Annotated in this window: 12 protein-coding genes; 2 read left to right on the top strand and 10 right to left on the bottom strand. The window is 63.9% G+C overall.

Annotated elements, in window-relative coordinates; translation table 11 throughout:
* Positions 1–264 (top strand): hypothetical protein (locus AC3XYG_RS18855; RefSeq protein WP_489141395.1); only part of this gene is annotated, 264 nt, incomplete at its 5' end.
* Positions 265–301: 37 nt separating this feature from the next.
* On the opposite strand, the gene AC3XYG_RS18850 is transcribed toward AC3XYG_RS18855, so the two are convergent.
* Positions 302–646 (bottom strand): hypothetical protein, encoded by a 345-nt coding sequence (locus AC3XYG_RS18850; protein WP_489141394.1) that lies wholly within the window; start codon positions 644–646, stop codon positions 302–304.
* Positions 647–800: 154 nt separating this feature from the next.
* Positions 801–1154 (bottom strand): SOS response-associated peptidase family protein, encoded by a 354-nt coding sequence (locus AC3XYG_RS18845; protein ID WP_489141393.1) that lies wholly within the window; start codon positions 1152–1154, stop codon positions 801–803.
* 163 nt (positions 1155–1317) lie between these two features.
* Here AC3XYG_RS18845 and AC3XYG_RS18840 point away from each other — a divergent pair, with 163 nt between their 5' ends.
* The gene (locus AC3XYG_RS18840; RefSeq protein ID WP_489141392.1) at positions 1318–2124 is read left to right on the top strand and encodes a class I SAM-dependent methyltransferase; all 807 of its coding nucleotides are present in this window, start codon (positions 1318–1320) and stop codon (positions 2122–2124) included.
* Positions 2125–2731: 607 nt separating this feature from the next.
* Here AC3XYG_RS18840 and AC3XYG_RS18835 read toward each other — a convergent pair.
* The 8 genes from AC3XYG_RS18835 to AC3XYG_RS18800 form a co-directional block, all read right to left on the bottom strand.
* Positions 2732–4588, bottom strand: coding sequence for a recombinase family protein (locus AC3XYG_RS18835; RefSeq protein ID WP_489141391.1), 1857 nt, complete (start codon positions 4586–4588; stop codon positions 2732–2734).
* Positions 4589–5045: 457 nt separating this feature from the next.
* The gene (locus AC3XYG_RS18830; RefSeq protein ID WP_489141390.1) at positions 5046–6044 is read right to left on the bottom strand and encodes a Gfo/Idh/MocA family protein; all 999 of its coding nucleotides are present in this window, start codon (positions 6042–6044) and stop codon (positions 5046–5048) included.
* On the bottom strand, positions 6041–6925 hold the full coding sequence (locus AC3XYG_RS18825; protein ID WP_489141389.1) for a sugar phosphate isomerase/epimerase family protein: 885 nt from the start codon (positions 6923–6925) through the stop codon (positions 6041–6043). Before AC3XYG_RS18825 ends, AC3XYG_RS18830 begins: the two co-directional genes overlap by 4 nt.
* Before the next feature lie 29 nt (positions 6926–6954).
* Positions 6955–7791 (bottom strand): carbohydrate ABC transporter permease, encoded by an 837-nt coding sequence (locus AC3XYG_RS18820; protein ID WP_489141388.1) that lies wholly within the window; start codon positions 7789–7791, stop codon positions 6955–6957.
* Positions 7791–8708: a carbohydrate ABC transporter permease gene (locus AC3XYG_RS18815; protein WP_489141387.1), complete on the bottom strand. Its 918-nt coding sequence runs from the start codon at positions 8706–8708 to the stop codon at positions 7791–7793. The genes AC3XYG_RS18820 and AC3XYG_RS18815 overlap by 1 nt, the downstream gene beginning before the upstream one ends.
* A 16-nt stretch (positions 8709–8724) precedes the next feature.
* The gene (locus AC3XYG_RS18810) at positions 8725–9939 is read right to left on the bottom strand and encodes an ABC transporter substrate-binding protein (RefSeq protein ID WP_489141386.1); all 1215 of its coding nucleotides are present in this window, start codon (positions 9937–9939) and stop codon (positions 8725–8727) included.
* 17 nt (positions 9940–9956) lie between these two features.
* Entirely contained in the window at positions 9957–10919 is a 963-nt protein-coding gene (locus AC3XYG_RS18805; RefSeq protein ID WP_489141385.1) for an alpha/beta hydrolase, read from the bottom strand.
* Positions 10916–11614: a GntR family transcriptional regulator gene (locus AC3XYG_RS18800; RefSeq protein WP_489141384.1), complete on the bottom strand. Its 699-nt coding sequence runs from the start codon at positions 11612–11614 to the stop codon at positions 10916–10918. The genes AC3XYG_RS18805 and AC3XYG_RS18800 overlap by 4 nt, the downstream gene beginning before the upstream one ends.
* Positions 11615–12050: the final 436 nt, after the last annotated feature.

Below are 12050 nucleotides of genomic sequence, written 5' to 3'. Positions count from 1 at the left end.
GACGAGACCGGCGTCGCCAACATCATCGTCTGGCCCCATGTCTATGAGCGCTACCGCCGTGCCGTGATCGGCGCCCGCCTGCTGGAGGTCCGTGGCCGCCTGCAAAAGGAGGGGTTGGTCATCCACCTGATCGCCCGGCATGTGATCGACCGGTCGCCGCTGCTGCGCGAGCTGGGGCGGCTGGAGGGGCCCGACCAGGTCGAGCCGGAGTTGACCGAGCGCGAGGCTGTCGACGCCATGCCGGGGTCGCGGGATTTTCGGTAGCGGATCGTGCCTACGAGGTCGGCAGCGCCGTAGACAATCAGCTCTCGTCGACGTGCCAAACGCCTGGCCCAGCCACGATCAACTGGCTGGGCGGAGGGGGCACGATCGACGTCACGGTCAGGGTTGCCGTCGATCCGTCGTCGAGGTCGAAAACGATCTTGCCCTCGCCGTTGCTCCACAAACGACCGTCGCACATTGTGTTGTGACTGCCGTTCTTCGGGATCGCGCTGAAGAGCAGGCTTCCCTTGAGCGTCATGGCACCGGGTGGGACGCCTGGCAGGTCACCCTTGCACTGCAGCTTAAGCTCACCGGCATTGTAGGACAGGCCGTACGCGACCTCCATGACATGAAGCGTCACGTCCATGAGATTGATCGAGCTCATAATCTTCCTCGGTAAAAAAGCTGATGAACGGGGCTGCTGTAGGCGTTCGCCCTGCCGCCAGCCGTTGGTACTCCACATAGTAGGCCAGCTGCAGATCATCGCTGTCGCCCTTCGGGCCGACGCGAGCGACATGGATCTGCTCATCGGGAAGTGGTTACTGCATAGCGATCGCCTGTTCCACTGGTGCCGTCAGCCAGGCGTGCCACTTATCCGGTGTCAGGATCACCGGCATCGCCTTCTCGTGGATCGGCTTGACGATGCTGTTGGCCGACGTGGTGAGGAACGAAAACAGCTTGTGCTCACCCACGACCGGATCGGCCTTGGTGCCACGAGTCCCCGTCCAGGTACGCCAGACGCCCGCGAAGCCGAACGGTGGCCCTGCGTTGGAGGAGTCATCCTTCAGCGCGAACAGGCCACGGACTCTCTTTTGGTGATCGGATCTGATTGGGGCATGTACTCGCTGAAGGCCATGGCTGGCACGACCACACGCCACTCCGGCTACAGCCATCCTTTCCAGTAGTTGCTGGAGAGGTTGCGGACGTTTGTGACGTAGGACGGGTTCGGGCCGACCGGGCGAAGCCCCAGCGCATCATGTCCGCCCTCCCTTGACGGCACCGGTAGGGCGTCGCAGGGTGCCCCGCAATGTTGGTCGGAACGCTTCAGGGATTTCGATGAGTGCGGATTATATCAAGAATGATGGCAAAATAACCAAGCACCGGCGCTCGTTGGGAAGAGGGTTAAAGAACTGGCTTTGGCCCATCCTGGCGGACTTCCCCCGAGAGATGTTACGGACGAAGCTGGTTCGATTCGTAATCGCGGGCACGCGCTATATTTGGTTCGTGATGATTCTGCGTCGCCTTTCAACCGAAACCGGCGGCGCCGGGGTTTCAAAGAGCACGATTGCACACAATCTGCGGGGAATGCTTGATCTGCATGTCGAGCGGTCGGTCCGTCTCATCTATCCAATTGTGGCTCAGGCGGCAGCTACTCGTGCAAGTATTAAGGATTGGAAAATCCTCTCGATTGGCCCTCGTACAGAGGGCGAAATTTACAATTTGATCGCCCACGGTTTTCGGCGAAGTAATATTTCAGCACTTGACCTAATTTCCTATTCGCCAATGATCCAGCTAGGCGACATGCACGCGATGCCGTATCCCGATGCCACTTTTGATGTGGCAGTATTGGGTTGGGTGATCAGTTATAGCGATCGGAAAAGGGACGCGGCAACTGAGGTCATCCGGGTGGTGAAACCTGGCGGGATTGTCGCGGTAGGCATCGAATGGGGCCGTCAGAGTCCTGAAGAGGTCGCTGAGATCAAGACCGGTTACATCGTTGGATCGGCTCAGCGCTTGCCGACGGTACGTGCAATCTTAGATTTGTTCGCCGATCACGTGGACAGGGTTTATTTTCAGTCCGACGATCAAGACATTGCTCTTATTGAAAAGGGCGATCTGCTGGTTGTCTTTCGCCTGAAATAGATTTCGGGGAACTTTGCGCTTGGCCATTCAGAAGGTTAATGTTGCGGCGTTGCTCTCTGATAGCGCAGACCTCATTGCGAATATTGCGTGCCCGCTGTGGGCTGATTCTGTTGAACAAGCCGGCCGTGGATGGCGCGCGGGTCTGACCGTTGGGGGGGGGCACCAGGCGAAGCCGTTTTAGCCGCTCTGGGGGCCGGCATCGTGACCAGCTTGGCGAGTTAACAGACGTTCTGGGCGCCGACTACGAGGCAAACTCGTCGCGTGCCCCGTTCCACCCTTTCAGCCACAGCCTGTCGAGCCTCAGAATGCGCCTGAAGGGGGTGAAAAGCATCTCGATCTTTCCCCGCGGCGCGAGGTGACATAGGCATCGGTCGCGGCGGTATGTCGCGTGCCCCCTTGTGGACGGAGCGCGGGATATTGCGCCCTGGAGCGTTTGAACAGCGACGTGGCTTCAGCGGGCAGATGTCACGGTCGATGTTGCTGGCGCGGTAGCGGATCAAATCGTCCTGGTCGACTAGCGGCTACGGCATCCGGCAGGGCTTCGGTAGGTCTATGAAATCTGCGCCATGTGCCGGTGAGTATAAATCACTGCTCGAAAACGGTGGGGTTACGTGCGGCCTCCTCTGACTTTCCTTGGCAGCCGCGCCAATCGCTTCGACCGCTCCTTGTAGATCTGGTGCTTGTCCATCGGCCAACCCGCTGCGGCGTATGCTCGGATCAACGATCCGAATCGAAGTGCCACTGTGAAATGGGACGGCATTCCCGGGTCGGCGTCGATCAGCTCTGCAGAAAGGTATCCGTGCCGGTACAGCAACCGACGCAGGCCAGATAACATCGCCTCGATACTCTCGTTCCCGGGGCATGGCACGAGCCGCTTGTTCGTCGCGACCACAATCTGCGACCTGGTAACGACCCAGCCGACAGCTGCATAGGCTTTGCGGAGCGAGCCGAAACGATTGACGATGGTGCTCGGCGTGGGCATCTCAGGATCGTCCGCGATGAGCGCGCTCGAAAGATATCCGTGCTGATCCAGCAACCGGCGCAATCGAGCCAACATTGCTTCTGTGGTGCTGGCTCTTGGCCGGTCACCTCGCCGTTCACGGAAGCGAGCGTGCGCGGCGATGTGTACCTCTTGAGCACTGTGAAGACGGCAGCCCGTCAGCTCCAAAGCCTTTTTCATGGAGCCAAACCGGCGCGTGAACGTCCCGAGGGATGGTAGATCTGGGTCCATCTTGATCGCTCGACAAGAAAAGTATCCGTCGCGCGTGTGCAGCCGCCTCAGGCCGTCGAGCAGATCGTCGTTCGTCCAGATGCGGCCGTCATGATTTCTGAGCAGCCAATCCGGGGGGTCATAGCCTGCTAGATGGGCAGCATCCCTTATACTGCCGAAGCGGCTACGAATCATGCCGACGGATGGAATGGATTTCGAATTTGAAATTAAGGAATGCGATAGGTAGCCTTTGGACTTCAATAGAGATTTTAACTTCCTAATTAACTCGCTATTTGTATATCGCGAGTGATGCCAGTTTTTCCGCAATTGAATTTGCGCTTGTCGAAATAAACTCACGGTAACAATTGGCTTGAATAAATTGACCCTAACCCAAAGATGTTCCGGATTGGCAATTATTTCTGATTTCAGAGGAGATGGAAATTTATTGTACGTGTAAATGCCGACGCATAACTCAGATTTTAGTAATCTGTAAATTTTGGAAGAGCTCCATTTTCTGCCCTCATCTGCCGGCACGCCATCGGCGCGAAGCTTGCCGGCAATGGCGGCGGTGCTGAGACGCCCCCGAGCACACCAACGAAAAATTCTGCGGATCACCTCTTGTTCCTCGGGAGGTCCGGCCACCACGATTACCCGATCTGTGGCGATCGCCTTGACTTGGCCAGGTTGCAGTATGAAACGGGGATTTCCCTGGCAATCGACGAGAAGCCGCCGAAATCCATACGGAACGGACGCGCCCTGATGGAATCCTAAATGTGCTTGCTGAATATGAGCGCGAGAGAGTTTTACCGATAATTCTCGAACATATTCAGCCGCCATCACTCTTTTTAGATGTTTCATTATATTTGCAGAGATCGACATATCATCAGAGAATTGTTCTGCACAATAAATTACCCTGCGCCCGGCCTGCCGGCAGATAAATTCATAGTGGGCGGCCTGGTCGGGATCCTGGAATCGTCCCCATCGGCTGACGTCCAGTACAAGAATTGCCTCGAAATCACAATCTGCTTTGAGGGCATCTGACAGCAGCAGTTGGAGCGCTGCTCTCCCCTTCAGCGTCAGCCCACTCTTACCTGGGTCTGCGTATGTGTGGACGATTTCAAAGCCGTGTGCTCCAGCATACTGAGCGATCGCAGCCTTTTGGTTTTCAATCGAGTATCGTTGATGATCCGTTGACATCCGGAGATATTGCGCTGCCCGCCGAAGCGGCATCTGGTCTTCTCCGGAGTTCAACATGTGCACCTCCGTCCGCCGTGGAGCAGGAGACTGACGCGGCTCCAGCCAAGCAAGACCAGCCTAACGATATCATCTTGCCGAGGCGCTGCGTGAGCCTGTCGTCACATTATTGTGACCTATGCGCGTGCAGGTTGCCCGCAACTGATCAGCCTGAAGATCATCGCGCGGCCGGTGGCCCCACAGCGCTGATCCAGCCCATCGTGGCAGCTCTCGCGGAGAGCGCCGTGCCTATTCGAACGGATATCCCCTATGCGGCGACGGGCTAAGGTCCGCTCATGTTGTCTGTCGGCGGGTCTCAACAGGCCGTGAAAGGCTAGAATCGCTGCGGTTCGACGAATGTCCGCTACCGGGATGCCACCGTGGTGTCTCCTAATGGCGCGATCCCGTCGATTCTCCGCGTGCAGACGATCTGGCGAGTGTCGCTGGTCCAGCTCGAACTCCGGATCAACCGCGTGCTCTATCCTCCGATCTGGCGGCGCAGCGTCTCCAGATGCCGCATGGCGGTCACGCCGTCGCGGATTGTGGGGGCATCGGCGGCATCGCCGCGGAAGGCCTTCAGCGTGACCTCCAGCAAAGCATGGTAACCCTTGAAATCCTCGTTGGCGGCGGCGGTGAAGTTGGGCGACCAGGTCAGCGCGTCTTCGGTGTCGGACAGGCTGGCGCCGAGGTTCTGGGTCTTGAAGGCCGGGTCGCGGTAATAGGTCACGTCGATCACGTTGCGCACCTCCAGCCGGCGATGGTCGCCCATGATCTGGACGAACTCCATCGGTGTGCCGCGCGACTGCACCGTGCCCATGACGATGGTGCCGATGGCGCCGCTGTCGAAGCCCAGCGCGATGTGCATCAGTAGGTGCCCCGGCCCGTTCTCGACCTTGCGGGCCGAGATCTCGCGGATCGGCGACGCTGCCAGAAAGGCCGGCAGGTCCATGTAATGGACGCAGTGGTGCAGGAAGAATCCCGAATAATCGACCGCGCCCTGGAAGTAGGTCGGGGCCGTCATGTATGAGCCGTAGAAGCCCAGCACCGGGCCGAACTCACCGCTGCGCACGATGCCGCCGGCGATGCGGTTGCCGATCGACCAGCGCTTCATGAAGCCGAGCACCAGCGGCTTGCCGGCGCGCTCCGACGCTGCCAGCAACTCCTCGGCCTGGGCGAGCGTGCCGCCGGGCGGTTTTTCCATGAACACCGGCAGCCCCTTGGCCAGGGCGGCGAGGCAGATGGCGTGGTGCGCCGCGGGGCCGACCGCCATGCCGATCGCGTCCAGCCCGGGATGGGCCAGCAGGTCGCGATGGTCGGCATAGGTGGCGCGCACGCCGAACTGGCGGGCGGCACGGGCCAGGTTGGCGCCGTCGATATCGCACAGCGCCGCCAGCTCGACATCGTGCCGCGTCAGCTGCGTCAGCAGCATCTGGGTCGCGTGCGTGCCGCAGCCGATCCAGCCGATCTTCATGGTCATCGCCGGTGCCCTCCCATCGTCAGCGCGCCGCGCAGCAAAGCGAGGCTCTGCGTCAGCTTCTCCACCTCGTCCTCATGCGGCGGCCGCCACTGCGCGATCGGCACGCCGAAGCGGTCATCGTCGCGGCGGAACGGCTCGACCGAGATCGGGCCGATATAGCCTGCATCGGCTAGCGCTCGCGCCACCGCCACCCAGTCGGTCGCGCCGGTGCCGATGAAGCCGCGGTGGTTCTCATTCGCCTGGAAATGGACGAAGCGGTCGCCGGCCAGGCGGATCGCCTCGGCGATATCGGCCTCCTCCATGTGCATGTGGAAGGTGTCGAGCATAAGCCGCACCTCCGGCCGGTCGACCAGGTCGATCAGGTCCAGTCCCTGGCGCGTGGTGCACAGGATGTCGGTCTCGAACCGGTTCAGCGGCTCGACCGCCAGAACCACGCCGTGGTCGCGCGCCGCGTCGGCCGCCCGCTGCAGCCCGTCGACGCACCAGTCCTGGCGGCGCAGGCGAAGATCCTCAGGCACGGGTGCCGGAGGGCGGCCGGCGAAGACCAGCGGGTTGCCGTAGAGCGGGCCGCCGACGATGCGGGCACCGAGCCGTTCGGCACAGCTGGTGGCATAGTGCAGATAGTCGACCCCGGCCTCGCGCGCGGCGGCATCGTCGCCGGTCAGGTTGCGCTGCAGGTTGACCCGGGCGGCGAGGACGACGGACAGGCCGGCGCCGTCCAGGGCATGGCGGGTCTCGGCGAGATCCAGCTCACCCGGCTCGGGCACCAGGAGCTCGATGAAGTCGTAGCCCATGGTGCGGATCCGCTCGAACCAGCCGAAATGCTCGGCGGTGAAGGGGCGCGCGACCTGCATGGAGATGAGGCCGATCGGGTTCGGCATGGATGGGGTCACTTTCGGTGGCGAGATGGTCATCCCTTCACGGCGCCCTGGGTCAGGCCGCCGATCAGGCGTTTCTGGACGATGAGGAACAGGATGGTGGCGGGCAGGGCGCCGACCACACCGCCGGCGGTCAGCAGGCCCCATTCGATCTGGTATTCGCCGATCAGGGTCTGGATCGCGACGGTCATGGTGCGGACGCTGCGGCCGCCCAGCGTCAGGGCGTAGAGGTATTCGTTCCAGGCGGTGATGAAGATGTAGATGCCGGTGGCGACGAGGCCGGGGATGCAGAGCGGCAGGATCACCCGCCACAGCGCGCCGAGGCGCGAGCAGCCATCGGTCATCGCGGCCTCGTCCAGGCTCTTCGGGATGGCGTCGATGTAGCTCGTCATCATCCAGATGGCGAAGGGGATGGCGACGGTGGCGTTGGCGATGATCAGCGCGATGTGGGTGTCGAGCAGGCCGAGGCGCCTCATCAGCACGAACAGCGGCAGGATCAGCAGCACGATCGGGAACATGTTGATGACCAGGAATTGGACCATCAGCAGCCGGCGCCCGGGAAAGCGGAAGCGCGAGAAGGCATAGGCCGCGGTGACGCTGAGGACTAGCCCGACCGCGACGGTGCCCAGCGCCACGATCAGGCTGTGGCGCATATTGGCCAGGAAACTGGTGTGGCCGAATAGCCGCTCGTAGCTGGCGGTGGTCCAGGCCGACGGGTCGGCGGTGACGCCGCGGGCGACGATCTCGTCCGGCGGCGTCAGCGAGGTCAGCGCCATCCACAGATAGGGCCCCAGCGCGAAGCCGGCGATCAGCAGCATCGGCAGGTGGATCAGGGCGACCCGGCGCCAGGGGGAACTGCGGGTGACCATCAGTCCATCGCCCTGGTGGTGCGCCGGAGATAGACCAGGACGAAGCCGGCGAGCAGCAAAGTAAAGATCACCGCCAGCGCCGAGCCGTAGCCGAAATCGAGATTGGTCCGGGCCTTGATGAAGGCGTAGAGCGGCAGGGTATGGGTGGCGTAGCCCGGGCCGCCGCCGGTCATGACGAAGATGACGTCGATCGAGTTGGCGACCCAGATCACCCGCAGCAGCACCGCGGTCGCGATCACCCCGGCGATCGAGGGCAGGGTGATCCGCCGGAACTGCTGCCAAGGGCCGGCGCCGTCGATCGCCGCGGCCTCATACAAATCCTGCGGCACCGCCTGCAGCCCGGCCAGGATCATCACCGCGAAGAACGGGAAGCCCTGCCAGGTCAGGGTCAGGATGATGGCGTAGAGCGAGGTGCCAGGATCGGCCAGCCAGGGGAAGGCGCCCTGCAGCAGGCCCAGGCGTACCAGCGCATCGTTCAGCACGCCGGCATTCGGGTCATAGATCCAGCGCCACATCAGCGCGATGACGACGCTGGGCAGCGCCCAGGGGATGATGACCATCGCCCGCGCCAGCGGCCGCCACCAGAAGCGCTGGTTGAGCAGCAGCGCGGTGGCGAGGCCCAGCAGCAGCTGGGCCGGGACCGTGATCCCGACCCAGATCGCGGTGTGCTGCAGCGACGTCCAGAACACCGGATCGGCCAGCGCCTTGGCGAAGTTGCTGAGCCCGACGAAGGGCATCTGGTTCGGCCGGAACAGCACGAAGTCGTGCAGGCTCAGCACCAGCGCCTGCAGCATCGGCAGGAACACGATCAGCAGCGTGACCAGCACCGCCGGGCTCAGTAGCACATAGGGCAGGATCCGGGTCCGCGTCCGGCCGCGGGCCGGGGCCCGCCGCGCCGTTGCCAGGGTCATCGACATGGGCCTCGTCCTCGCCTCACGGGGCGTAGAGCTGCTCGATGTCCTGCATCATCTGCGCCGGCGTGATCTCGCCGGTCAGGGCCCGCTGCATCGCCGCCGGCCATACCGTGTTGACGAAATCCGCGGTCTGGGAGACGGCCGGCAGGCTGTGGGCGAAGGGCAAGGACTGCACCGTGGCGTCGACAAAGCGCTTCTCGTGCAGCGTCCAGTTCGCGGCACCGCTCTTGGTCACCGGCAACTGGCCGGTCGCCTTGTTGAACTCGACATTGGCGTCGCCGCTGGCCAGGAAGGCGATCCACTTCCAGGCGGCCTCCTTGTCCTCGGCCGAGGACAGCACGGCGAGGGATTCATCGCCGTAGGAGGTCCAGCGGCCGCCGTTGCATTCCGGCACCGGCACGGCGGAGACCTTGTCGCCCAGCGCCTTCACCATGTCGGCGGAGGAGCCGATGTGGTGGATCGTCATCGCCGTCCGGCCCTGTTGGAAGGCGGCGATGATCTCCTGGAACCCATCATTCGGGGCCGAGGGCGGGAACAGCTTCTGGCCGCGGAAGAGATCGACCAGCCAGCTGTTCGCGGCGACCACCTGCGGCGTCGTCAGCCCGCCCTTCTCGAATTTGGCGCCGGCGGACAGCACGAAGGGACCCCAATGGTCGTAGCCGCCCTTGCCGCCGCGGAAGCCGAAGCCCCAGACATCGGGCTGGCCATCGCCATTGGTGTCGCGGGTCAGGGCCTTGGCCGCCTTGGCGAAATCCTCGCAGGTCTTCGGCGGCTGCAGCCCGGCCGCTGCAAACAGGTCGACGCGATAATAGAGGTAGGAGACGACGTACTGCACCGGCAGGTAGTACTGCTTGCCGTCCGGCCCGCCATTGATCTTTAGCAGGTCGTCCTGCAGGTCGGCCTTGCCGTCCCAGCCGGCGATCCGGTCGTCCAGCGGCTCCAGCGCCCCCATCTCCACCAGCCGCGGCTGGGCGAACAGCTTCACCATCGCCGCATCCGGCGCGTTGCCGCCGGCGATCGCGGTGTACAGGTTGTCGTAATAGCTGTTCCAGGGGATGTTCTCGGCCTCGACCTTGACGCCCGGATTGGCGGCCTCGAACTTGGCGACCAGGTCGGCCACCGGGTTGTCCGGATTGTCGAAATGGTACCAGAAGCGGACCGTGCTCTCGGCCTGGGCCGCCCCGGCGGCCAGCGCCAACAGCACGGCCAGGGCCGCGCCTCGTAGCTTCCTCATGACGTTTCCTCCTCCGTTTATGCTTTTTCGTTGAACCGGCGGGCCCAGCCGCCGGCTTCGGCGAAGGCCGTTCGGGCCTCCGCCAGCGCGCTCGTCATCTGCATGAAGCCGTGGATGACGCCGCGATGCACCCGCACCGGATCGGCCCGGCCGAGTGCCCGCAGCCGGTCCCCGAGCCCCAGCGTGTCGCTGAGCAACGGGTCGAGCCCGGCGGCGTTGAGGTAGAGCGGCGGCAGCGCCTGCAGTGCTGCGTCCGGCGCGGCGAGGGGCGAGACCGCCGGCTGGGTCCAGGATGCCGGATCGGGCACGTACCAGTCGCGGTAGCGGATCATCTTGGCGGTGGTCAGCCCGTAGCCGCCGGGCCCGAAGCGCCGGTGGGAGTCGGTCTCGTGGTCGACGGCATAGACGCCGTAGAACAGCAGCCCGAAGTCGGGCAGGGCCCGGCCGGCCGCCTGTTCGCGCAGCATCAGCGCCAGAGCCAGGTTGGCGCCCGCGGAATCGCCTGAGACGCCGATCGGACCGGCGATGCCTAGATCGGCGAGAACCTCCGGCAGGGCCCGCCAAGCCGCCAGGGAATCGTCCAGCCCGGCGGGGTAGGGGTGCTCCGGCGCCAGGCGGTAGTCGATGCCGATCACGGCCATGCCCGTCGCTTCGGCCAGGCAGCGCATCGCCCGGTCGTGGCTGCCGAGGCTGCAGAAGGCCCAGCCGCCGCCATGGATGTACAGGATCGCGCCGCGCGCCGAGGACGGCCGGAACAGCCGGGCGGGGCGGGCGGTGTCGCCGCCGGGCAGCGTCAGTTCCGCCGTCTCGATCGGCGGTAGGTCCTGGTTCCAGCGGTGGTTGCCCGCCTCGGCCTGGGCCCGGCCCTCGGCGGCCGGCAGCAGCGTCGGGTCCGGCAGATGCCCATCCTCGGCCGCCAGCCGCGCCATGATCGCCGCCATCTCCGGGTTCGGCGCATCGTTCGGGTCGAAGCCGGTCATGCCCTGGGTCCTTCGGCGGCGGCGCCGAAGATCGACGGACCGACATCGACGATGGTTTCGATGTGATGACCGATGGCGGCCACCGCCGCGGCCTCGCCGCGCGCCGCCAGCGCCTCGACGATGGTCCAGTGCCGCCGGGCCGTGGCGGTCAGGTCGCGCCGCTCGACGCTGCGGGTGATCTTGAAGCGGTGGTTGTGCAGGATGCAGCGGTGCAGCAGCGGCTCGACCGCCGGCAGACCTGCGGCCCGGAACAGCCGGCGGTGGAAGGCGCGGTCCAGCTCGGTCTGTCCGTATTCGTCGCCGATCTGCGCCTTGGCCTCCATACCTTCGATCAAGGTGGTCAGGTCCGGCAGCAGGGCAGGGTCGGGGCGCCGCATGGCACGGACGATGCCGCGGATTTCGATGCCATGGCGCAGCCGGAACATCTCGACCGCCTCATCCTCGGTACAGTCGGCGACCCGCGTGCCCTTGTGCGGCAGGCGGTGCACCAGCCCCTCCTCCTGAAGCGCCAACAGCGCCTCGCGCACGGTGCCCTGGCTGCATTGGAAACGCTGCGCCAGCTCCAGCTCGAGCAGGCTGAGCCCGGGCGCAACCTCGCCCAGCATGATCATGCGCTTGAGGCCGTCGAAGATCTCCGCGCTTTTACCAGGCGCGCTCTTGCCGGGCCGCATGCCGTCCTGCGCGATGGCGAGCATCTCAGTCCCTGAATCGGATTATCATTATCGATAACGATATTGATAATCTATCAATGCGCAAGATCGATCTCGTGCTGCGGCGGCGATGCCGCCAATGAGGGTACGGATCATGTCCAACTATATGAGGCGTGGCCAACCTCAATGGCAGATCTTCTCTCCGGCGATGTCGCAGATCCTCTCCGGGCTGTCGGGGTGCCGGCACCAGCGACGCCGCCACGATCTGCCGCTTCAGCGCCTCCGGCCACGACCGGTGCCGACGCCTCTCCCGCAAACATGTGTCCATAACGGCACTCGTGGACACTTTCCACCACCGCCGCTGTTAATCAACGCCTCAGCCTCGGTCAACCCGACAAACACGGAAAGGCGGCCTCCGCCGGAGGGTTGCCGCTGTTCCCGTGCTCGTCGAGGTGATCTCCGCCCCCGAGCGTCCGCGAAG

This window comes from Inquilinus sp., assembly GCF_057815775.1.
Note: the sequence above shows the minus strand (reverse complement) of the source record. Positions and strands in the feature narration are given on the sequence as shown.

Bases quoted from the DNA above. Each gene is read 5' to 3' on its own strand.
- AC3XYG_RS18850 (WP_489141394.1), bottom strand. From the start codon at position 646: ATGAGCTCGATCAATCTCATGGACGTGACGCTTCATGTCATGGAGGTC.
- AC3XYG_RS18845 (WP_489141393.1), bottom strand. From the start codon at position 1,154: ATGGCTGTAGCCGGAGTGGCGTGTGGTCGTGCCAGCCATGGCCTTCAG.
- AC3XYG_RS18840 (WP_489141392.1), top strand. From the start codon at position 1,318: ATGAGTGCGGATTATATCAAGAATGATGGCAAAATAACCAAGCACCGG.
- AC3XYG_RS18835 (WP_489141391.1), bottom strand. From the start codon at position 4,588: ATGTTGAACTCCGGAGAAGACCAGATGCCGCTTCGGCGGGCAGCGCAA.
- AC3XYG_RS18830 (WP_489141390.1), bottom strand. From the start codon at position 6,044: ATGACCATGAAGATCGGCTGGATCGGCTGCGGCACGCACGCGACCCAG.
- AC3XYG_RS18825 (WP_489141389.1), bottom strand. From the start codon at position 6,925: ATGCCGAACCCGATCGGCCTCATCTCCATGCAGGTCGCGCGCCCCTTC.
- AC3XYG_RS18820 (WP_489141388.1), bottom strand. From the start codon at position 7,791: ATGGTCACCCGCAGTTCCCCCTGGCGCCGGGTCGCCCTGATCCACCTG.
- AC3XYG_RS18815 (WP_489141387.1), bottom strand. From the start codon at position 8,708: ATGTCGATGACCCTGGCAACGGCGCGGCGGGCCCCGGCCCGCGGCCGG.
- AC3XYG_RS18810 (WP_489141386.1), bottom strand. From the start codon at position 9,939: ATGAGGAAGCTACGAGGCGCGGCCCTGGCCGTGCTGTTGGCGCTGGCC.
- AC3XYG_RS18805 (WP_489141385.1), bottom strand. From the start codon at position 10,919: ATGACCGGCTTCGACCCGAACGATGCGCCGAACCCGGAGATGGCGGCG.
- AC3XYG_RS18800 (WP_489141384.1), bottom strand. From the start codon at position 11,614: ATGCTCGCCATCGCGCAGGACGGCATGCGGCCCGGCAAGAGCGCGCCT.